The organism is Bacillus sp. CECT 9360 (assembly GCF_918741275.1).
GTDB lineage: Bacteria > Bacillota > Bacilli > Bacillales > DSM-1321 > Peribacillus.
In genome coordinates this window covers 200,093-222,473 of record NZ_CAKKNA010000002.1, presented here as the reverse complement: position 1 = coordinate 222,473, position 22,381 = coordinate 200,093, and the positions used below count along the sequence as shown (strand labels likewise).

Here is a 22,381-nt window from a genome sequence, read left to right as displayed (position 1 = left end):
ACCAGGACCCTATGTATCCAGGATGTTTATAGGGTCCGAAACTCGAAAAATGTGCTAATTTTCGAAAAAGAGGAAGAGTAAAATTACACAGCGTATATATTATACTACTTGAACACTCTTAATTTTTCCGTCATTCATCGTAATTACCTTATCAAATAAAGGTATTTCAGATAGATTAAAACCGTGTGCAGCTATAACTATAATCTTGTTGGTTTTTATGTTCTGCAAAATACGAATCATTTCGGCAAAATTCTCATCATCTAATGCGTTAAATGGCTCATCTAAAAGTAACACATCAGGATCCTCCATAATAGCCTGGCAGAATGCCAGGCGTTGTTTCATCCCTAAGGAATAGTTTTTAACTTTTTTATCTGCAACATCAAGTAAGTTTACTTTGTTTAAGTTTAACTCAATTTCTTGTGGACCTATTTTTTTTTGTATTGACGCTAAAAACTTTAAATTTGAACGCGCTGATTCATGTTCAATAAAAGATGGGTTTTCAATCATAATGCCATATGTATATTTCGGTTTTTCTACAGTTCCTCGTGTTGGTTTTATTAAATCACATAGCAACCTTAACAACATAGTTTTTCCACTACCGTTATGACCTTTTAATAAATACACTTTCCCTTTTTCAAAGGAAACCGATATATCTTGTAAAACCTTTTTATCTTTAAGTTCCTTATTCACTGCTTCCAACTTAATCATTCTTCAACCCCCCCCATAAGTTGATCAGGCGTCCACAACATAATAACAATATAACTAAAAGTAAGAATAATAAGGCTCTTATAAATTATCATCCAGAATTTCATTCCTTCCCAAGCTGCTGATGCAATGATCACAATCGAAAAAAAAGGATAAGTATAGGACATATACTGTGAAATTATTGTTATGCACAAAATTAAAAAAAAGGATAATTTTTCTCGCATACCATTTAACTTTGTTACTATTAACACAAGAGCAATAATGCTAAGTGTTAATAAAGTTGAAAGCATATCATACACATAAAACTGGGTAAATGATGTTGAAATGGCGAAGAATATTAAATATATTATTTGTTTTACAATAAGTATAGCAAGGATGGCTTGAAATGCCGTTTTCATTAAGGACATAACTAATTTTTTATGCCCCCCGCGTGTAAAAATATAATTACGCAACTTAAAAGTTGATGAAATAGCCCTATCTATTACGGAAATATAAATAATCATTGTACAAATATTAAGCATATAATTAGAAAGTTCTATTTTTCCACTTGATCTGTCATAACCAGTGGTTAGCAGTTCAATTGATGTTATATGTATTCCATTTTCACTTCGAACACTACAGTATATTAAAAGAATACCGGCAAGCAGCACAACAATTTTCTTTATCATACAAAATCCCTATTTTTACATTCGTATATTATAAGCATCACATAGACAATAATAAGACCGGTCGAGATAAGACTAAGTAGATTTAACTCTAATTCTTTGGTAGGCGAGATACCCAAACCAAAAGAAATTGAAAAATAAATGGTTAGTATTGTTAAATTTAATACAAATATGCTTAGCAAGCCTAACACCTGCTGATTAGTTTTTATATATATATATAGATATAAAAAGTACATCGACAATACAAAGGAAAAGAGTTTCACTGTATTTAGCACAACCTCAGCTGTTATAGGAATTTTAGTACCAAAGAAATATGGAATTCCAATGTGTAAAGAAACTGAGTATATTACATAAATGATACATATTCTCAATCCATATGTAATTAGATGCATTGGTAATTCTTCTCTACAGCGGCTTACAAACATAGCAGAGGCAAAAGGTAATTTTAAAATGAATAAATACATTATGAAAAAGATACTGGTATTATATAAAAACTTTTGCAATCGAAATAGTGACTGTTCTAAAAATAGATCTGTGTCCACATGCTTGTCCACTTTTAAAAACTCTGAGTAGATAAAATACACTATTACCGCATACAGTGCTGCCCAAATAACAATGTTATATTTTTTGTTCATGAAATATAATCCCGACCAAATTTTTTAATGTTTGCTTTGTACATATAGAAAAAGGCTATTACACACAATCCAATAAAAACACTACCTGTCATAGCTAGCATTAGAGGTGTTTGTGAAGAAATAAATACACGCTTGATATTAAACAATATGTTATCAAGTACAAAAAATGAAGTTAAGAAAGCAAATTCATCACTTATATTCCCGAGGACATTTGCGATGAAATATGTAAAAATGACAATAAGAAACGGTAGGAGTTGAATAATGTATTTGTTTTTTAGAAATAATGGACTAACTGTTGTTATTAACATCAAGACTATTATGTACAACACCATATGGAAAACTGAAACTGTACAAATTCCCAAAAATTCTAAAACAGATCCACCAGTAAGAAATGAATTAGATGAAATTTGTAAACCACCTTTTAAAAAAATTATGGTTAGTATAAAGACAAGCACGAAAAAACCCATTATGTAAGTCGATATATATATAACTTGTGCCATAAGAATTTTTATAAGATAGTTTTTATAAGACATCCTTGTAACAATCATAGTTCCATAGTTAGAATTTAACGATTTAAAGACATTCGAACCGATCGAGATGCCAAAACCGATAATTAAAATAATCACCGCTAAAACATTGTAATCGCTAGAAAACAAAAAACTCTCAAAATAATACGACCCAGTATAACCTGAAACCATGTGAGCCACTTTTTCTAAATTAACATCCTCAGCTCCTGAATGTAAAACGCGGACCCATTCTATTTTTTGTACGTAAGTTGAATAATAACTTGCACCTACAATAATTATAAGCACAAAGGTTAAGAGCAAAGTAAATTTAGATTTGTAATAACGCAGACATTCCTGAATAATCAATCGTCATCCCCCACCAGGTTAAGCCTCTTTTTAAGCACTACACATTGTACTCTGCAGAAAAAAAGTATCAGTTATATTTTAGTATTCCATTATTTCGGATTGATTTTTAATCTAATAGTATCAGTTCCTGCTTGCGCAGCATCTGGTTTTACTTGAGCATAATAGGTATAGCCAATGTCACCAACGTTATTATTACCAGTGATTGTTACATCTGTATCGTAAACCTCCACGTAACTACTTCTTGCTTCAATATTTGAATTTACTAGTCTTACATCAGGATCTGTATACATAGTTTTTGCACTAGCGTATACAGAAAACTCACTATCATTAGATTCCTTTTTAGCTCCTATCTTAACACCTGTTGTGGTTGTCGTTTTCGGCTTATCAGTCACCGAAAACGTACCATAACTACTCCATGCTGCCATGACACTTTGTGATGCTAAAAGGCCTACCCCAATTACTAATGCAGAAATTTTCATTTTCTTATTTTTCATTATTTTCCTCTCCTCTTTTAACTATATATTTTTTTGTTATTATTTTCAATTTTCTGTTAGTAGTTAATATGTATTATTCCTAAGAAGGTGAAAATTGATTTCTTTCTGTTCACCGTTTCTGCAGAGTTACATGTGCATAATGAATTATAAATCTTACACAAACATGTGTAAAATAACCTAATATATCATTATTTGTCAAAATCAAGGATTAAATCGTGGGATGTTCTCGTATATGTATCTAAATAGCAAAATATATTCTTCTAGTTATAAATTGGAATTTATATTTTTTTTCAAACTTATGATGAGGGTGCTGATTATACCAAATGAAATGTACTACCAATGACATTCTATTTACCACCTAAGGCCAATAATGTACCAGTAAATGACACTCTGTTTACCACTTGTTTTACTTACACAAATTTCCTTCTTCACTATCATCTTGTTGTGATACTATATGATCTCTCGTTGCTTTTGAATTAGAATCTTCATTTAGGTTTTTATCAATTACCTGACTTGCTCGCTCCTGTACTCTTTGTATTTCATCTAATAAATCATATGTACTGCTGAGTTTTATTTTTCGAGCTCTACTTATTATGGAAATTACGTTATTCAATACTTCTTTATCCTTCAAGAATTTCACCCCTTTGTCTAAAAAGTAGTTATTAGTTTAAATACATATTAGTTGATACTTCACACATATTCTATATATATGGAACCAAAATACGAATTATCAAGGAGAGATTCATGGGAAAGTCATAAGGTTCAATTCTATTCGCGGCCCATCATTTTTGACGATACTGAAAAAAAGATTGCAGAGGGAACCGAACAATTAAAAAAGATCGCTAAAGAATTAGAAGAGGAAGCAGAAAATCTCATAAATAGAAACAAAGAGGGATGATCAGAAAATTCCTCTTTAAAGTACTATATTAATTTGTTTAGACATAGCGCTGCGAGTGATGCGATAGTTTTCTTTCGGGAGTCTTCAACTTGTTTTTGTAACAGTTCATACTCTTTATTAGTCTCTTCACGGAGGCGCTTATTTATTTATTGTTGTGATTTGAATTCGATAAAACCTGATTTTACTGTCATTTGTCTACCGCCCCCTTCTTACGTTGCGCCAGCTTTACCTTTATTCTAAGAAGAAGGAAGGTCTTTCGAATTTGTCTAACAATTGCTCGTAGATTACATAATGGCTCAGCCTTTTTTTTGAAAGCTTTTTATCTGGGTTTTTTTGTTATGCTCAAATTTAGAGCTTTTTTAATTTTCATGGGAGTTTAAGTACAATATTTCACAATCATTCGTGTGGAATAAGAAAAAATGTGACCTTCCGAATTACACCTTTTAGTTAAAGAAACTATCATTCCCCCAAACAATTCCCATAAATAATAGATACGTCAACACAGGAATTGCCAAACTTTCAATTGCTTCCAACCACTCTTACTTATTATTACGGCTTCTCAATATTATATCGGTAAAAAAAAATGGCTTTTTTCGTAAACTTTGTTGTTTTTGTTATCAAAAAATTGAAATGTTTGTATAATAGAGTTTACTTTTGAATAAAAAATACGCTATTACCAGAAGAATCATGGACATAATAGAATATCGTAGTAATGAATACGAAATTTCATTAAAATCATTTTTATTAAATGCCCAATAACACAAAACAAATCCTGATATAAATAATAATATTGAAAAAGGCACAAAATATGTTTTGCTATTTCGCATTATATCTACCACCTAATTTTAAGGCAGCCTTAAAAAATAAGACTGCCTTTTTAATATTATCGAATTACCCACCAAAATCCTCACTGTTTATTCTAGGTTATTTGTGTTTTTACCATCATAAGTAAACTTTTCAGATGATTTAAAGTAATTTGTATGGACGTCTATTGGGTTATACCTATGCTTTTGTGGAACCTTTACCATGCGGGGCATAACCCCGTTGTAATTTAGGACGGGGTTAAAAATATAGTTGATTAATTTTTGATTTAAGATACTTCACTATCCTAAAAAATATTATAATAAAGTCGTTTGAAAATCTAAGTTTTATTGTACAATCGCGCCCGATTGTTGAAGATCAAAAACCTATTGAAAAAGGTTCGTACTTATTGAACATTAGCACCTATTCTAAAAAGAAATAAGGCGTTATAATGTCTTATTTGTGATTTTTAAGTTCATAATAATCTTTTTGTAACATTCCCATGATAATTTCATCTGAATATTGATTATTTATGTAAAGGGACTGTCTTATAATCCCTTCTTTTTTAAACCCTGCTTTTTCATATGATTTTATACCACGTATATTATGAGAAAAGACTTCCAGTTGTAACCGATTTAGTTTAAGCTTCTCAAAGGTAAATTGGAGTGCTAATTGAACAGCTTCTGTTCCGTATCCTTTATTTAAATTATTTGTATTATGTAAGGCAATTCTGAACCCTGCTTTTTGATTAGCCTGGTCTATTTCTAAAATTGATAAGTCACCTAGTAACTCATCACTATCTAGTAAACAAATTGCAAGATCAAATCGTGTATCATCGTTGGTAATTCGCTCATAATGTTCATACAATTGTTCCATAGTAAACGTATTTCTTGTTCCTGTCATATACACTAGTTCTTCATTTTGGACAGCTTTGTAAAAGCTCCCCATATCTTCTCTCTTAATGGGTCTTAAATGCAATGACTTGCCCCTCATCATTTTTTACAACTCCCGACTTATCTTTTTTCTAGAATTCTATCTTGAAATCCCTGTTGAATTAAACTGCTTCTTTAATTTAAGTGGAAAAAATAGTGGATAATCTATGTTATATTAAACATAGTATCCACTATTCATTATAGTACAGTTAAGCTATCCTTCCCCTCTTTATTTATCACTCATTCAACAACCGCATCCTACAACAATTCATCACCGTTTCACCCAGATGCTGAAGAAGATTATAATTCGCGTAAGCGCCGACCACTGCTCCGATTCCTGGTACGAGCTGTAGCATTTTCACTAAATCGATATAATCTCTGTATTCCTGCTGAAACGTCTGCCAGTCCAGCTCAGTCAGCTTTTCTTTCTGTTCATCCCAATTCTCAAGCAGTAAAAGCGTCTCTTGCTTTTTTTCATCGCTCGAAAATGCAAGCTGGAAAACATACAGAATGAAAATTCGTTCTTCAAATTGCTTAACATCGAAACCATAAAGGTGAACCGCCTCAAAGAGAAATTTCATCTTGATGCTTAACAATAAGGGGAAATCCGCCAATCCGAGAAAGATTCCTCCAGCACCGGTTCCGGCACCTTCGACGGTAGCGGTTTTTGTGTATGTGCCGATTTTTTCTCTGACCCATTTCTCTTTTTGCTCAAAAGAAAGCATGGATACGTCTTTTTCCTTATGTATATATTCGGAGCCGGTCAGCACGCCGTTCACAAGACTTTTCATGCTGTCTGTAATGACTTGGTTGACTTTATCCGGGAGCACTCCACTGATTTTATTCTGGGCTTTTTTTGACACCCTGCTAAACTTCCCTGACTTCTTCATCAATTTCTTTTTCCATGCCTCTAAATCTGCTAATGCAGCCTGTTCATACGTATCCATCCGGCCATTTCCCTTCTTAGAAAAAACCCTGTTTAAAAAACAGGGTCCCTCCTCTCAAAATTTCTCCATTCTATTTTTAGCGTATGCCTGAAATAAAATAATAAAACCGATTCCGAGCGCAAAAGAAGCAGCACTGGAAAGCAGGCCTCCTGTGAAAAGCGCAACAGCAAAGAAGACCAGGCTTTCAATCAACAGCAGAATCGAGATCAATTGAATGACCGCTTTTCTACGCAGCTCTTCAGGTAACGGATATAGAGATACCCAAATTTTCATTTCATGCTGCCTCCAGACAGGAAGCAGCTGCAAGCCGGTCATATACAGGAAAAGCAGAATAACTAAAAGCTTGGCCCACAATACCGAAACAGCAGCAAGCACAAATGAGCCAATAATCGTCAAGCGGATTAACAACCCAAGATAATCATTTGCCCTGATCAATGTGCGGGCATATAAGAATTGATAAGACGAGTCTCGGTTATACGGAATGAACCGAAGCAGCGGGTCAAGCCACCTTCTTCTGGAAACATTGTCCCTCAGTTTTGGCACATCTGTGAACAAGTTGGCAACCCGGTAGAAGGACATCAGCCGTTTTGCCTCTAACTCAATCAGCCGCTCCCACTTTATCCCCTTTTTCTGCGTCGCGTTCCGGTAATAAAACCATAGCAGCACTAATAAAAGTGCTGTCACAATCGGAAAAATCATCGCAGAATGTGAGAAGATAAAGTAAAGCAGAAAAATATTAATAACTAGCCGAAGAACCCCATCCATCCACAGTGTTGAATTTTCTTGGAATTTCAATACATGCCAGCGAATCTGCAGGTTCAAGTATTTGATTAGCAAAATTACGGCAAACATCCAACCAAAGTCAGTAAGGCCTGCACCTGTTACCTTTGAGAACATAGGCAAAAAGGCTGCAATTACCATTAAAAGAATATATCCCTGAGCGACGAGGCTCAAAACGATTGATTTGGAAAAATAGCTTTTCAATTGTGTTTCAAGCGGCAGTAAAAAAACCATATCCGCTTCTTTAAAAAAGGTATAAATCGGGCTATTTGCGACTAGTATTCCGATCACGACGGCCATGATGATTTCTGCAGGGAAATCGCTGTTAAGCGTTTTTACCCATTCGCTGTAGTAAAAAGTAAGGCCTCCGATTGCAAAAACGAGTACCAATAAGAAATGTCCATTAAAGATGTAACGTAAATATTTCTGCAACTCCTTGCTGAAGCTCCTGGCTCGTTCTCCCCACAGCCCCTGGCTATTCATGGTTATCTTCCTTCGTCAATTGAATATACAGATCATCAAGTGTCGCACCCGGCATGGAAAACTGCTCGCGCAATTGCTCAAGATTTCCTTTGGCGCGGATTTCCCCGTTATGCAAAATAATGAAAGAATCACAATATCGTTCCGCTGTTGCGAGGATATGCGTCGACATGAGAATACCGGCACCCTCGTCCTTCATTTTTTTCATCAAATCCAAAAGAGACTGGATTCCGAGCGGATCAAGTCCAAGAAACGGTTCATCGACAATATATAAAGAAGGCTGTACTAAAAAAGCACACATAATCATGACTTTCTGCTTCATTCCTTTGGAAAAGTGAGCGGGAAACCATGAAAGTCTTTTTTCCATCCGGAAATCCTTCAAAAGCTGTTCCCTTCTGCTCTTATAAACCTGTTCATCCAAGCCATACGCCATTGCCGTTAACCGCAAATGCTCCTCGAGCGTCAATTCATCATACAAAATCGGTGTCTCAGGAACATATGTAAACTGCTTTCTGTATTCATCCGGATGGTCGGCAAATGATTTACCGTTAATGGAAATGTTGCCTGCTTTCGGCTCCATCAATCCAATAATATGCTTGATGGTTGTACTTTTCCCCGCACCATTCAGGCCGATGAGTCCGACGAGCTCATTTGGCTGGATATCAAAGCTGATACCTTTTAAAACGGGAGCCTTGGTATAACCTCCCACAAGCTGGTTTATATGTAATAAGGACATGCCAACAATCCTTTCTGTTTATATGTTCCTTACATTTTAACAAAACAGGGCATAGATATGCATTAAATCTTCATCAAAGTTCCATGATTACCCATAAATAAAACGAAACAATCAGTGCATGATAATTAGAGAAGAAGGGGTTCTTCATTACAATTGATTTAAAACATCATACTGTAAATGAGGTGTCAGTTAAAGACATATTAGCTGAAACGACCAAGAAGGCTTCAAAAAACGTTATACTGCAAGGGGATGATCGCTTTGCACGTTCTGGCGGAAAAATCATTCAGAATCACTATCGAATATGCTTTTTAAGTTGATGAGACTTTAAAGATATAGGAGATGGTTGCGATGGATGGAAAACTCAAAAAGTCATAAACCAATTTTACAATCGTAAATGAGGTGTTGATTAAAGAGCATTCTACCTGTAACAGACGTATAATAAGAAGCTGAACCCTTTTTTCAGGGCAGGGTGCAACAATCGGTTGCATCCTGTTTTTTCTTTTGTCGACATAAGCAGTATGATACGATAAAAACATCTAAATGAAATACTCAGCTGGAAAGGATGTTTTATCATGAGTGAATGTATTTTCTGCAGTATCGTAAAAGGGGATATTCCTACGGCAAAGGTTTTTGAAAACGAACATGTTCTTGCCTTCCTTGATATTAGCCAAGTGACGAAGGGGCATACGCTTGTTATCCCTAAAGTACATAAAGAAAACATCTATGAACTGACTCCTGAAATCGCTAAGAACTTATTCGAGACCGTTCCGGAAATCGCACGGGCCCTCAAACAGGAATTTGATCCGATCGGGTTAAACGTTTTAAACAATAACGGCGAAGCTGCTGGCCAGAGTGTGTTTCATTATCATCTCCACCTCATCCCGCGCCATGGGGAGAATGACGGCTTCGGCGCTGTATGGAAGACGAACACAAGCGACTATACGACCGAAGATCTGCAAAAGATGGCCACTGCCATTTCGAAACAGCTAAAATAAACTTCACCCCACATCAGGAACCAGGGACACAGTTGCCCTGGTTCCTTCATTAACTTTTAACGAAAATTCAAAATTATCCCCCATTTTAGTCCTAATTTCTGTTATTATTAGAATTAATTTTCGCACTTTAATGCATTACTGTGAAGGAGGAATCAATTTGAAACGCGCGCTAAACTTTAATGCCGGACCGGCTGCACTTCCTGAGGCCGTTTTACACAAAGCTCAGAGTGAATGGCTGAATATCCAGGAAACAGGGATGTCCGTAATGGAATTAAGCCACCGGAGTGACACATTTGAAAGCATTCATAATAAAGCGATTAAGCTTTTGAAGGAACTTATGGAGATACCCGATGATTATGAAGTTCTATTCTTGCAGGGAGGAGCCAGCCTGCAATTTTCCATGGTGCCGATGAATTTACTCCAGCCGGAGAAAAAGGGATATTATGTCCTAACAGGCTCATGGTCAGAAAAGGCTTTGAAAGAAGCTGAGAAGATCGGCATCACGGCGATTGCAGCATCTGCTAAAGAATCGAATTACACGTACATTCCCACTCCAGATGAAATTACTTATGAGTCAGACGCAGCTTACTTGCATATAACGACGAATAATACAATCTTCGGCACCCAGTGGAAAGTTTATCCCAAGGTGGAGGATGTCCCTCTTATCGCTGACATGTCCAGTGATATATTGAGCAAAAAAATAGATGTAAGCAAATTCGGGCTGATCTATGCAGGCGCCCAAAAAAATCTCGGTCCATCGGGGGTCACGGTGGTGATTATTCGTAAGGATTTGGTGAACAGCTCCCTTACTCAGTTGCCAACCATGCTGCAGTATGAAACCCATATAAAAAGTAATTCTCTGTATAATACACCGCCTACTCTGGCGATTTACTTGCTTTCTCTTGTATTGGAATGGGCGAAAGAACAAGGCGGAGTCGAAAAACTTCAAGAAGTGAATGCCGCAAAAGCGAAGCTCATCTATGATGCCATCGATAACAGTGAAGGTTTTTATCAGGGACATGCACGTCCTGACAGCCGTTCACACATGAATGTGACCTTCACATTGCCGGATGACGATGCTACGAAACTGTTCCTGAATCAGGCAAAAGCTGCTGGGTTTGTCGGCTTAAATGGCCACCGTTCAGTAGGCGGCTGCCGCGCTTCGATTTATAACGCCGTACCGCTATCACACTGCGCAGAGCTTGCTGATTTCATGAAGAAATTCCAAGAAACATATTCGGCTGCTGTTGTGAAGTAAAAATTTTCCGATGAATCAAGATAAAATTGTTCAAAAAAATCGCAAGGCATGATATACTGATTCCAAACTTCCTGCATCAGGCAATGAGTGCACTGCTGGGGAAGCCAAATATATATGAGCTGAGAATAGGAGAGATGAGAAATGAATACGAAAGTACTTGTATCACTATCCCTTTTGGTTGGGATGGGAGCTGCGTTACACGTGCTGATTCCAGGGTTGGTCCTAGGAATGAAACCGGATATCATGCTTACCATGACATTTTTAGCGATTGTCCTGTTTCCTGAGAAAAAGAATGTTTTCCTTGTCGCGATTGCGAGCGGAGTGATATCAGGATTGACTACGAACTTTCCTGGAGGATTCCTCCCAAACATTATAGATAAATTTATTACAGCGTTTGTATTTTATTTCATGCTGATGGCATTGAAAAAATATGCTACCTCAACGATTACTGTCGGAGCGCTGACCGCAATCGGAACGTTACTTTCAGGGATCGTCTTCCTCGGTTCCGCTTACTTCCTCTTCGGATTGCCTGGAGCCTTTGTAGTCCTGTTTGGCGGCACAGTATTGCCAGCCGCTCTTATAAATACGATTATAATCGTCATCCTCTATCCGATCGTCAGCAGAATACTAAAAAAATCAAATATTACAGCACACGTGCAATAATACTCAGAAGACACCGGTTATCATTTCCGGTGTCTTTCATATATTCTCACCTCTGAGTTTCCCTCAAATCTTAAGAAACAGCCCCTCTGTTCCAATTTCCATTTAGCATCTACATAAACTGCCACACCTCATTTGCCAATCTTTCGACATAAATGACAATATGAAAGACTCATTATTTTTAAATACTAAATAGTTGGAGTTGACGTTTAAATTAAAGTTTTTGTGATATAAGATATAAAGAATAATTTGTTTCCCTCTTCATGAAAATTATGGTATTTTAAGAAAAATAGCCATTGAAGGAATTGGGGCTTTTCGAAAAATCCATAAACATTAACTATAACGCTCTCTACGCAGTAAAAAACTTTAACCAGAGGTGATTTGAAATGAAGGCAAAAGCGTTTATGATGGGATTCCTTACAGGTACAGTTATCGCAAGTGTGGCAACTATGCTTACTACACCTTCTTCCGGACAGCAGCTACGAACCAGAATCAGAGATCAAAAAGAAGAAATGACGGCAATACTCATGGAAGTGAAAGATCGTCTGATGGACATTAAGCAAGAGACTATGGAGGCCACGAATATAAGTAAAGATTCCATTCAAACCTTTATTGCAGACGTTAAGGTTCTTATTCAAAATTGGAAGCAAGAGATAGAACCTAATAAGCAGGAGTTAACCGAAAGAATCGGCGAAATTGAAACAGCTATCGGCGAATTAGAGACAACCGCTGCAGCGTCTCCGATTATGAACAAGCCTGCTGACAAGTAGTTTGAACATCCGGGCAGACAGACCGATTCACTCGTGCTGCCCGGAACTTTTATTACATACAGATAATCACAAAGCTCGCAACCTCCTCCTCCTAAAAGGAGTAAAAACAAGTAACTTTCTTAAAATTTCTAAAAATTTCGCAAATTTATCTTTATTAATTTTTACTTTATTGTCATAATAAAAGAGAGAATTTTTAAAAGTAGGTGAGCCAGTTCATGCAGGAGAAAAATTATTCTGTCAAAGATGCAATGATTTTTAGCCAGAGAGTTGCTCAATTGAGCAAAGCTTTGTGGAAAACCATCGAAAAAGATTGGCAGCAATGGATCAAACCATTCGATTTAAATATCAATGAGCATCATATATTATGGATTGCTTACCATTTAAACGGGGCCTCTATCTCAGATGTTGCCAAATTTGGGGTTATGCATGTTTCCACCGCGTTTAATTTTTCGAAAAAATTAGAGGAACGCGGTCTTTTGGCTTTTTCAAAAAAAGAAAATGATAAAAGAAATACTTACATTGAAATTACCGAGGAAGGGGAAAATATCCTGCTCAGCTTGATGGAAACATATGATCCAGCTAACAACTCCGTTTTCTCCGGCGCTCTTCCCCTTCGTGAACTTTATGGAAAATTTCCTGAGATGATTGAAATGATGGCGGTTATCAGGAATATATACGGAGAAGATTTTATGGAAATCTTTGAACGGTCTTTTTCGAATATTGATGACCAATTTGCAGTTGAAGATGGCAAGATTCTAAAAAAAAAGATAGAAAAAGCAACTGAACCTGTTTAATCATTTTCATAGGATGATATTTTCTTAGAAGGCATTATCATATACTCCTTGGTCCAGGCTTCTCCATAAAGCGGATAAACGTTTCCGCTTTTTCTGTTACAAGCAATTGTTCATCTTTTCACATTCCCTTAATGGAATCTACATAATTTCCGCTTTTTTCTTCACCACTTGATCACTTTTGCAGACCACTTCTGATAAGTAAAATTCCTATTGATTTTTTCTCTGATTCGTCGTATGGTATGTAGGTATTTTATCTCCAAGAAACATTGTACCTATGGAGGGCTGATTTCGCCTTATGAATTGCTGGAAGTCTATCAACTTAACGAGACAGTACGGAAACCAGAAAATGTTAGTATTATCATTGTTAACGATGTTAATCTCCTTTGTCTCCCTTTATACATTGATTAGTGTACTGTTTAAGGAAACTCATTTTTTTGATGATCATTCGCTATTATTCGCTATTTCCGTTTTATCCTTATACCCTGTCCATAAGGTATTGCATTACTTGCCATTATCTTTGCATAGTGAAAAACTAAAAGCCGAAGTCCATTATAAATGGGGAATGGTTCCTGTATGTAAAGTTAAAGTTGACAGCCTCATTTCTAAGCAGTTTTTTTTACTTGTGTTATTAATGCCTTTTATGGTCGTTTCAATAAGTTTGCTACTTTGTGCGGTTATATTTACACATTATGCCCATTATTTCACGATTCTTCTTTCCCTTCATGCCGGAATTTGTGTCGCAGACTTCATTTCCCTTAAAAACGTCATCGGCTCACCGACCAGATCGTTTATCGAAGAAAATGAGGAAGGCTACGCTATCCTGATCAGAAGAGATTAATCGCTCCATGTCCTAAGCTTTTGTTCTTACTGTCCAACAAATCCAAACTTTTATTCTATCTTTTTCAACCGATATTTGGTATCGTTAGTATACATTGAATGTCGTCAGGAGGGATTCAGGAAGTGGTTTCAATTTTTTTCATTCTTTTTTCATTCGTCATTCTATACAATATAAATAGACTGACTAACACTTTATGTCTTCAAAAAGAAATTCCTGAAGACCGGCAGCCAAAGGTATTCCGTACAATTAATATCTTAATTACAATCCTGCTATTATCTTCTTATATTGAGATATCCTTTACATAGGAATACGATTTATAAAATCAAAAAAGAGAAGCGCGGGCTGCGCTTCTTTTTTTTGATGCCTATATTAGAACCAGGAAGCTCCAATGATGACTAAGAGAATGAAAAGAACTACAAGCAAAGCGAATCCGCCGTTGTATCCACCAGACATTGTTTTTCCTCCTTCCTAAAGAAAGAAACTCCGTAACGTTCAAGCGCATTTATTTACCAGCAATAAGCCGCTCCCACGATTATTAATAAAATGAACAGTACCACTAATAAAGCAAAGCCATTGTTATAGCCTTCACTCATTTTACATACCTCCTTTGTTATTTTCGTTACATCATATGTAAAGTCCTAGACTTTGGGTAGGTCATTCACCCATTTTTTAAAAATTTCATCCGCGAATATCATGCACGATAATTATTTTTTTAAATGAGCCTGTTTTATGTTATAGTAGGTTTTGTGGATTTAATAACAAACACGAATATAAAAACAGGAGTTGTTTTTAATGAAGAAATTGGCATTATCAATCGCGGTAACAGCTGGTTTAATTGGATTGACTGCTTGCGGCGGCGGAGAGGCCGTTGTTGAAACAAAAGCTGGAGATATTACGAAAGACGAGCTATATAACGCAATGAAAGAAAGACACGGAGAGCAAGTTTTACAAGAGCTTGTGTATGAACAGGTTCTTTCGGAAAAATATAAGGTAACCGATGAAGAGTTGGATGAAAGAGTAGCGGATCTTAAAGCGCAAATGGGTGATAACTTTGAGATGGCCCTTACGCAAGCCGGCTATGAAGATGAAGAAGCTCTTAAACGTTCAATGAAAATCGGCGTGCTTCAAGAGAAAGCTGCCCTTAAAGACGTGAAGGTTACAGAGAAAGAAATGAAAGAACACTACGCTACCCTTAAGGATCAAGTTCACGCTAGGCACATTCTTGTAGCTGACGAAAAAACTGCAAAAGAAGTTAAGCAAAAGCTGGACAAAGGTGAAAAATTCGAAGAGCTTGCCAAAGAATATTCCCAGGATCCGGGATCTGCTGAACAAGGCGGAGATTTGGGCTGGTTTGGAGCAGGCAAAATGGTTCCTGAATTTGAAAATGCAACATATGCACTAAAGAAAAATGAAATCAGCGCTCCAGTAAAATCAGAAATGGGTTATCATGTTATTCAGCTTCTTGATAGAAAGAAACTGGAGTCATATGAAAAGATGAAGAAAGATATTGAGCGTGATCTAAAGTCGGCCAAACTTGATGAAGCCGCAGTACAAAAAGCAATGGATAGAGAATTAAAGAGCGCTGATGTCGAAGTGAAGGATAAAGATTTAGATAAAGCATTGAAGCCAGAAGCGGAAGCTGCTCCACAGGAAGCTCCACAGCAATAAGCCATGTTCACAAAAAGAACTGCCCTTCTTCTATACAGAGGGCAGTTCTTTTTTTGTTTGCAGGGTCATATTTATGCCCCTTGCTGCATGTCATTCTTTTTCTTTTCCTTCTCTTCCTTCATTCTTTCGATATATTTTTGTCCTTCTTGTTCGATAAAATCATCTTCCACTTTTCTTTCCTGCCTCGCAGTTCTAACAGCCATGATGGCGCTCACGATTATTCCAGCCAAAACCGCCCAAATCCAAATTGTCATAAATTCTCTCCTTTCGGGAAGTCTGTCCCATATCATTACTTAAGAATATGCTTGGATCAAAAAAAATATGCTTCCCCTCTTTGACTCGAGAAGAAGCATATTTCATTAAAACTTCGGTTTATAAAATGACCGGTTTTCCAGGGCAAACACCCTCTCCGTAAACTCTCCCGGCTTCACTTTCTCAAGGGCCCGGTCCATCATATTAATCTTTGCGTCAATGTTATCAATATAGTGAAGCACTTCCGCTTCCCTTACGAGCGGAGGTTTTGGGCTTCCCCATTCGGCCTTGCCGTGATGGGACAGGACCAGATGCTGTAGAATCATGATTTCTTCGACGTTAATACCAAGCTCATCTGCCGCTTTGCCAATTTCATTCACCATGATCGTAATATGCCCGATCAGGTTGCCTTCTACTGTATAAACGGTTGAAACAGGGCCTGATAACTCGATTACCTTTCCAAGGTCATGAAGAATAACGCCAGCGTAAAGCAAATCCTTATCAAGCTTTGGATATAAATCAGCTATTGCTTTTGCCAGATCCAGCATGCTTACGACATGATAGGCAAGGCCCGATAAAAATTCATGATGATTTTTCGTCGCTGCCGGAAAGGTTAGGAAATCGTCTTGGTATTTCTTCAGCAAATGTCTCGTAATCCGCTGTATATTGGGATTTCTCATTTCAAAAATAAATTGGGTGACTTTCTCCATCATTACTTCCTGGCTTAATGGCGCCGTTTGGATCAAATCCGATATATTGATAGAATCCAACTCAGTAGTAAGACGGATAGTCCGGATTTTCAACTGGCTTCTGCCGCGATAATTTTGGATTTCTCCCTGAATCTTTACCGCACTTTCTCCCACAAAGCTTTTTTCGTCATCCTCTGACACATCCCAAAGCTTTGCTTCTATCTCTCCGGTTTTATCAGAAAGAATTAAAGTCAAGAAAGGCTTCCCGTTGCTGGCAACAGCCTTTGTACTGCTTTTAATATACATATATGTATCTATTGAATCACCAATTCCATAATGAATAATCCCTTTTTCCATATGTCTACCTCCGAATTCATTCAATAACAGCATTATACCATGCTGCATTTCCGATATGCTAAAGAAAAGACAGCCTCACACACTCTAGGCTGTCTGCTCCGTTGACAAACGGTCTTTTTTTGATAATCCAAGGACTCGCTTCGGACCTTTTCAAAAAGCTGAGCATCGATAAACGGAATTAATCTTTCCGCAATATCCCAAGCGTTCCTTTCAATCTTGAATAATGTGTCACTGTCGTGTGAATGAAACAGTTGATCGCTTATGGATGGAAGATCCAAGTCCAAGCTCATGGGCAAAAATAATCCATGTATACTCTTCCAAACGCTCAAGCGAGCCGAGCAATCTTTTGCATTGAATCTCAATGTCTTTCTTATATAAAGTGATGACATGCTTGCCAGGTGAATATTTTCCACCGACGCATCTTGTGCCAGGGAATTCATTCTCCATGACAAGGTTTAACGAAGAATCACATCGAATAAGAACAGCATATAAAGTGAAACTTCCATCGGTTCATCCCCCACCGATGGTTAGTTGAACCAATCGGACTTTTACGGGCAGTTGTTCCCCCACTTATCCTTGTTTTCCATCCAAGTCTTGAAGTGGGGGTCTTACTGCCCGTTAAAGCGGGATAAATCCATGAAAACACTCACTTATTAAATTATTCTTTTATACTAACTATATGTACGTTTCATTCAATATATTGATAGACATTTCATTTTTAAGTGAAAATGTCTCAATTTGTAAATAGTCCCCCAGGGCCGCAATCTGGTCCAAAGCATGATTTAGCTCTTGACTTCATTGTGCACCGCGTTGTTTTCTCTTTCTAGCACCGTTATCTGCCGGCTATTGAAGTGTGCTAGCAAATGCTCATGACAGGTAAAAAAGATGACCTGCCGGGTTTCTGAAATTTTCTGCAGCAGCTTAATCATATTAAGGGTACGGTTTCCATCAAAGTTAACAAAGCTGTCATCGATTAGAATCGGGAAGCCCTCATCCGGGAACATATGATGGGCAAGGGCTAGTCGCAGTGATACATATACCTGTTCCGCCGTTCCACGGCTGACCTCCCCCGCTTCAAAACGAAGCCCGTCAAAACGTTCCAAATAGAGGCCATCAACAGTCTCACCAAGCAAGACTCTTTTATATTCCCCATCGGTTAAAAAAGATAAATAGTCTTCCGCCTGAACAATCACCTTGGGCAGCCGTTCCCGTTTAAAGGTGGCAATCGTTTTGTCCAATAAGCTTTTTGCAAGGGCATACTTCGACCATTCCCTAGCCTCTTCATTGAAGGCAGCTTTTGCTTCATTAAATTGATAGAGCAGTACACTATATGTGCCCCCCTCTTCCAGCTGTTTGATTTGATGCTTTAAATCGGATAACCGCTCCAATAATACCGATTGTTCGCCCAGCATGTTCTTTCTTTCCGCTTCAAGGGTTTCAACCGTGTAATTGCTCACCTTTGAGTTTGAAAAGGCTTCGTAATCTTCTCGCTCAAGTGTCACATTTTCAAGCTGAGCAGAAATCATAAGAAGGCTGTTCTCTATTTTTTCCTTTTCTTCGGTAAGAATCGCTTTTCTTCGGAATTCCTCTTCCGTTTCCACGAGGGCTGACTGGAACAGCTGGTTCACCTCTGCCGATAAGAACGCAGATTCTGAACGCAATCTTTCTGTTTCTGCCTCCTGCTGCTTCTTTTCTTGCGAGTATTGTTTGAGCTGTAAGGATTGGTCTTGGTGCACGTTTTGGGCCTCTTTGATTTTGATCGTTGCTTCCCGCCAATTTGCAGCTCGCAACCCAAGCTGTTCAGAAATGTTGAGCAGTTCTCGCTCTTGTTCAGTTATATCTTTAGTCAGCTGATTTAGCTCTTTCCATAACTCTGCAGATTCCAAAGTGGTATGCTTTAAATTCACCAACATTTCCAGAACCGCTCCAGCATGGAAATCCTCCTTTGAATGCAATGGCATGTTCCACTTTTTCATGAGAGCATCCAGTTCTTTATGGATTTCATTCCAGCTTGTTTCCCAGCTTTCCGATTCCTGTAACACCGCATCGAAAGCAGCTGTTCTATCTTTGAGTTTGAAGCTTTCGGCAAGCAATTGCTGCTGGGTTTCCGTCTCTCTTTGCAAAAGGTGGCGGATGGAAGCTTGATCCTTGATTTGTCCTGAACTAGCCTGCTGTTCGTATTCCCTTTTCTTATTTTCAGCTTCAGCCAATTGTTGCTTTAAATCCAACAGCACGTCATTTTGATTGATAAAAAAACGTGATACGATCGCGATGACAGCGAATAAGGCAGAAACTGTCCCTAAAAGGAACTGTCCGCCTATCCAGGCATAAACCGTTATTCCCAGGCAAATCATTGCCAGCAAGGTCGTCATCATATTGTTTCTCTTTTGATTGCCTTGTTTTTTCGCGGCCGCCTGGGCATGTTTTTTTGTCAACTCGGCGATTTGTTCTTCCAGGATTTCTTTTTTCAGGCTTGCATAGCTTTCATTTCTTTGCGAACTTTCTTCCCTCTCCAGTCGCTTTCTTTCTTCATCCGGGAGGCGGCTTTCTGAAAGCTCCTTCATTCTTGCTTCCGTTAGTTCAAGGCGATTTTTTTCTTGTTTATACTTCTCATCGATTCGGATTCGCTCGCTCTTCAATCGATGCTTTTCCCGTTCTAGCTCTTTTACCTTTTCAGTCGTAAATGTGCTTGTATCCAGCTTCATGATTTCTTCATCCGGCATGTCCATGTTCAAATCGTTCATATATTTTTGCTTTTCTCTTTGTTTTGAATGAAGAGTCTGTTCAAGCTTGTTTCTTTCTATCTGCTTGCTTTCTAGAAAAGGTGATTTCTCAAGAAACGCTGCAACTTTTTCTTTGTTGGCAGTTAAGTATGGAGAAATGTTCAATTCTTTTGTGTTAGATTCGTTTTCTTGCTTTTTCTGGTCCAAAGCGGAAAGCTGGGCATCGTTTGGTATTTTCATGGCCAGAAGCTGTTCAAGTCGCTTGATGCCATCGGTTGGAAAAGGGACATCGCCGAATTCGGACAGCCTTGCCTGCAATGTCTGTTTTTCTTCAAAAAGCGGCCGGGTTCTTAGGAACTCCTGGTATTTCCATAGTGTGTCTTCGTTCTTTACGACTTTATTTTTCAGCTCGGAAAGTTCAGCTTCTGTCTCTATTTGCTTTAGCTTGAGCTCTGTGTAGGTGCGCTGTTCCTCATCTGATTTTTTCAGTCTTGCTTGCATATCCTTCAACTGATTCAGCTTTACATTTAAGGTCGGCTTTTGCCCGGAAGGCTTAAAGCGGGCATCGAGTACCTTTTGCAGCCTGTTTTCAGCTTCGAGCAGCTTATCATTGCCGATCATTCCAGCGGACAGCAAATATTTCCCAAGGGTTGCTTCGCTAATGCTTTGCACGCCGTGGAGCCCGTGTAAATCGAAGGAGAACACGGACTGAAAGTAGCTTTTGTCCATGCCCTGCAGTATCTTTTTAATATCCTCTTCAGTTCCAATCGATCCATTTTCAAAAGTTACCGATACGTCTCCGGTCGCTTTTCCTTTTACTCTCTCAATGCTTACCTCGCCGTAAAGATCAGAATGTAGCAAGATTCTTCCGCCGTATTTCGCATTCAGTTTCGGTTCATAACGCCGTTCGGTTTGGACCTTAGTCGGAAAGCCGAATAATAGACTATGGATGAATGACATGATCGTTGTCTTCCCTGACTCATTTTCCCCGAAAAAAATCTGCAGCTGTCCGATATCAGTGAATCTCTTGTTTTCAAGCTTGCCATATCCGTACACATGCAATTCCTTGATTTTCACTTATAAACCTCCCTTCCTCGTGTCATCTTGAAACAACAGCATAATGAGCCTTTGTGAATCACTGATAAGCTCCGCACTTTCTTCTTCATTCAGCGGTTCAAGGAATTTCCGCGCCTCTCTGTGCTTATATAAATGGCCCAATGCATCATCCATATCTTCAAAGTCGCCGGCAAGTGTAAATAGTTCGCTAAAGAATGGATTCTCTGACATACTCTGCATCGTACTCCGTAAACCGTTTTCGATCCTTACCCGATGCGGCCAGACGAAGGCCGCTTTGTCATCCTCATCCTCCTGCAGGCTTTCTAAGAGCCCTTCAAGAAAATCATCGGTAAACATAGAAGGATTATCATGATTCTCAATATCAAGCACTAGCTCTAGCAAAAATGCCTGATCATTGGATCGGATTTCTTCGAGATGATCCCGGCATTCATTGAGTATTTTATCGAACGGGCTGTCACCGTTTATGTTGATTTTTACTGAATCCCAGACAATCGGGCTCGTTTCAATGAAATGATGCTCCGTCAAACCGTTATCGATTGTCACTAAATAACATCCTTTTGCTCCGGTTTCTTTCCTGTTTCTTCCCTGGATATTTCCCGGATAAATCGCCGGCGGACGTTCTGAAACGAATTGTCTCTTATGTATATGGCCAAGCGCCCAATAGTCAAAATCCTGTTCCGCCAAATCATTCGGCGAAAAGGGAGCATAAGGACTATGATCCGAGTTTCCCTCCAGATTGCCATGAAGAAGTCCAATATGGTAATCAGCATCATCCTGTTTTCTGTACTGTGAAATGATCCGCTCGGAAACATGCCTTTTCGGGTAACTATAGCCATAAATATTAACTGTGGTCCCGTCCTGCTTCCGAAATGGCTTTACTTCCGCTTTTGCCTGGAAAACATGAACATTATCCGGTAAATCCACGTGTACCCATGAACCGTCCAAATGATCATGGTTGCCATGAATGATATACACCGGAATCTGGTGTTCCCTTAATCTCTCCATCTCTTTACGAAAGCGCACCTGTGTACGAAGGCTGCGGTTTTCAAGATCATAGATATCGCCGGCCAGCAACATAAAGTCAACACTATTAAAAATCGCAGCATCAATAATTTTTTGAAATGCCCGAAACGAACTTTCCCTCAGCTGTTCGATTATAAATCCTGGCAAATTTTTCAATCCCGTAAAAGGACTGTCCAAATGCAAATCAGCACCATGTATAAAAACAATTTTGCCCACTTCCCGATACACTCCCTTATGTTCAGTCCGACAACCCATATATATAAAAATATTTTAACATAAGAAAAGCGCAAGCGCCCTCAGAATAAGGAAGAACGACTAAGAGCGCCACGTCT

At 38.2% G+C, this 22,381-nt stretch carries 24 protein-coding genes; 8 read left to right on the top strand and 16 right to left on the bottom strand.

Features of this window, described 5'->3' with window-relative positions; genetic code table 11:
- Nucleotides 1–99: 99 nt before the first annotated feature.
- From LQ216_RS03065 to LQ216_RS03025, 9 genes are all read right to left on the bottom strand, one after another.
- Complete coding sequence (locus tag LQ216_RS03065) at nucleotides 100–708, bottom strand: ABC transporter ATP-binding protein (protein WP_230126647.1); 609 nt, start codon at nucleotides 706–708, stop codon at nucleotides 100–102.
- On the bottom strand, nucleotides 705–1,373 hold the full coding sequence (locus LQ216_RS03060; protein ID WP_230126646.1) for a hypothetical protein: 669 nt from the start codon (nucleotides 1,371–1,373) through the stop codon (nucleotides 705–707). Before LQ216_RS03060 ends, LQ216_RS03065 begins: the two co-directional genes overlap by 4 nt.
- Nucleotides 1,374–2,001: 628 nt before the next feature.
- Nucleotides 2,002–2,877 (bottom strand): hypothetical protein, encoded by an 876-nt coding sequence (locus LQ216_RS03055; RefSeq protein WP_230126645.1) that lies wholly within the window; start codon nucleotides 2,875–2,877, stop codon nucleotides 2,002–2,004.
- Between the two features lie 89 nt (nucleotides 2,878–2,966).
- Nucleotides 2,967–3,371, bottom strand: a complete 405-nt coding sequence (locus tag LQ216_RS03050) for a hypothetical protein (protein WP_230126644.1) — start codon at nucleotides 3,369–3,371, stop codon at nucleotides 2,967–2,969.
- A 406-nt stretch (nucleotides 3,372–3,777) separates the two neighbouring features.
- Complete coding sequence (locus tag LQ216_RS03045) at nucleotides 3,778–4,002, bottom strand: hypothetical protein (protein WP_230126643.1); 225 nt, start codon at nucleotides 4,000–4,002, stop codon at nucleotides 3,778–3,780.
- A 1,524-nt stretch (nucleotides 4,003–5,526) separates the two neighbouring features.
- Entirely contained in the window at nucleotides 5,527–6,066 is a 540-nt protein-coding gene (locus LQ216_RS03040; protein WP_230126642.1) for a GNAT family protein, read from the bottom strand.
- Between the two features lie 172 nt (nucleotides 6,067–6,238).
- Nucleotides 6,239–6,949 carry an EcsC family protein gene (locus LQ216_RS03035; RefSeq protein ID WP_230126641.1) on the bottom strand — a complete coding sequence of 237 codons (711 nt, stop codon included), beginning with the start codon at nucleotides 6,947–6,949 and terminating at the stop codon, nucleotides 6,239–6,241.
- Between the two features lie 54 nt (nucleotides 6,950–7,003).
- Complete coding sequence (locus LQ216_RS03030; RefSeq protein WP_230126640.1) at nucleotides 7,004–8,212, bottom strand: ABC transporter permease; 1,209 nt, start codon at nucleotides 8,210–8,212, stop codon at nucleotides 7,004–7,006.
- The gene (locus tag LQ216_RS03025) at nucleotides 8,205–8,945 is read right to left on the bottom strand and encodes an ABC transporter ATP-binding protein (protein ID WP_230126639.1); all 741 of its coding nucleotides are present in this window, start codon (nucleotides 8,943–8,945) and stop codon (nucleotides 8,205–8,207) included. Before LQ216_RS03025 ends, LQ216_RS03030 begins: the two co-directional genes overlap by 8 nt.
- 572 nt (nucleotides 8,946–9,517) lie before the next feature.
- Between LQ216_RS03025 and LQ216_RS03020 the strand changes: the two genes are divergently transcribed.
- From LQ216_RS03020 to LQ216_RS02990, 7 genes are all read left to right on the top strand, one after another.
- Entirely contained in the window at nucleotides 9,518–9,940 is a 423-nt protein-coding gene (locus LQ216_RS03020) for an HIT family protein (protein WP_230126638.1), read from the top strand.
- A gap of 157 nt (nucleotides 9,941–10,097) precedes the next feature.
- Nucleotides 10,098–11,198, top strand: coding sequence for a 3-phosphoserine/phosphohydroxythreonine transaminase (gene serC / locus LQ216_RS03015; protein WP_230126637.1), 1,101 nt, complete (start codon nucleotides 10,098–10,100; stop codon nucleotides 11,196–11,198).
- 141 nt (nucleotides 11,199–11,339) lie between these two features.
- Nucleotides 11,340–11,861: a tryptophan transporter gene (locus tag LQ216_RS03010; protein WP_230126636.1), complete on the top strand. Its 522-nt coding sequence runs from the start codon at nucleotides 11,340–11,342 to the stop codon at nucleotides 11,859–11,861.
- A gap of 383 nt (nucleotides 11,862–12,244) precedes the next feature.
- Nucleotides 12,245–12,628, top strand: coding sequence for a YtxH domain-containing protein (locus LQ216_RS03005; protein ID WP_230126635.1), 384 nt, complete (start codon nucleotides 12,245–12,247; stop codon nucleotides 12,626–12,628).
- Between the two features lie 215 nt (nucleotides 12,629–12,843).
- Nucleotides 12,844–13,422, top strand: a complete 579-nt coding sequence (locus tag LQ216_RS03000) for an HTH-type transcriptional regulator Hpr (protein WP_230126634.1) — start codon at nucleotides 12,844–12,846, stop codon at nucleotides 13,420–13,422.
- A 295-nt stretch (nucleotides 13,423–13,717) separates the two neighbouring features.
- The gene (locus tag LQ216_RS02995; protein WP_230126633.1) at nucleotides 13,718–14,260 is read left to right on the top strand and encodes a DUF3267 domain-containing protein; all 543 of its coding nucleotides are present in this window, start codon (nucleotides 13,718–13,720) and stop codon (nucleotides 14,258–14,260) included.
- A gap of 98 nt (nucleotides 14,261–14,358) precedes the next feature.
- Nucleotides 14,359–14,565 carry a hypothetical protein gene (locus LQ216_RS02990; RefSeq protein ID WP_230126632.1) on the top strand — a complete coding sequence of 69 codons (207 nt, stop codon included), beginning with the start codon at nucleotides 14,359–14,361 and terminating at the stop codon, nucleotides 14,563–14,565.
- A gap of 64 nt (nucleotides 14,566–14,629) precedes the next feature.
- Here LQ216_RS02990 and LQ216_RS02985 read toward each other — a convergent pair whose 3' ends face one another.
- Together LQ216_RS02985 and LQ216_RS02980 are read right to left on the bottom strand one after the other, a co-directional pair.
- Nucleotides 14,630–14,713: a YjcZ family sporulation protein gene (locus tag LQ216_RS02985; protein WP_117307907.1), complete on the bottom strand. Its 84-nt coding sequence runs from the start codon at nucleotides 14,711–14,713 to the stop codon at nucleotides 14,630–14,632.
- Between the two features lie 53 nt (nucleotides 14,714–14,766).
- A complete protein-coding gene (locus tag LQ216_RS02980) occupies nucleotides 14,767–14,853 on the bottom strand; it encodes a YjcZ family sporulation protein (protein WP_117307906.1) in 87 nt (28 codons plus the stop codon).
- A gap of 199 nt (nucleotides 14,854–15,052) precedes the next feature.
- Here LQ216_RS02980 and LQ216_RS02975 point away from each other — a divergent pair, with 199 nt between their 5' ends.
- Complete coding sequence (locus LQ216_RS02975) at nucleotides 15,053–15,928, top strand: peptidylprolyl isomerase (RefSeq protein ID WP_230126631.1); 876 nt, start codon at nucleotides 15,053–15,055, stop codon at nucleotides 15,926–15,928.
- Between the two features lie 71 nt (nucleotides 15,929–15,999).
- Here the strand turns inward: LQ216_RS02975 and LQ216_RS02970 are convergent, their stop codons facing one another.
- The 5 genes from LQ216_RS02970 to LQ216_RS02950 all read right to left on the bottom strand — a co-directional run bounded on the left by LQ216_RS02970 (nucleotide 16,000) and on the right by LQ216_RS02950 (nucleotide 22,265).
- Nucleotides 16,000–16,182: a sporulation YhaL family protein gene (locus tag LQ216_RS02970; RefSeq protein WP_230126630.1), complete on the bottom strand. Its 183-nt coding sequence runs from the start codon at nucleotides 16,180–16,182 to the stop codon at nucleotides 16,000–16,002.
- Nucleotides 16,183–16,287: 105 nt separating this feature from the next.
- Complete coding sequence (yhaM, locus tag LQ216_RS02965) at nucleotides 16,288–17,226, bottom strand: 3'-5' exoribonuclease YhaM (RefSeq protein WP_230126629.1); 939 nt, start codon at nucleotides 17,224–17,226, stop codon at nucleotides 16,288–16,290.
- 228 nt (nucleotides 17,227–17,454) lie between these two features.
- Nucleotides 17,455–17,673, bottom strand: coding sequence for a hypothetical protein (locus LQ216_RS02960; RefSeq protein WP_230126628.1), 219 nt, complete (start codon nucleotides 17,671–17,673; stop codon nucleotides 17,455–17,457).
- Between the two features lie 335 nt (nucleotides 17,674–18,008).
- Nucleotides 18,009–21,026, bottom strand: coding sequence for an AAA family ATPase (locus LQ216_RS02955; protein ID WP_230126627.1), 3,018 nt, complete (start codon nucleotides 21,024–21,026; stop codon nucleotides 18,009–18,011).
- A complete protein-coding gene (locus LQ216_RS02950) occupies nucleotides 21,027–22,265 on the bottom strand; it encodes a DNA repair exonuclease (RefSeq protein WP_230126626.1) in 1,239 nt (412 codons plus the stop codon).
- Between the last annotated feature and the right edge of the window lie 116 nt (nucleotides 22,266–22,381).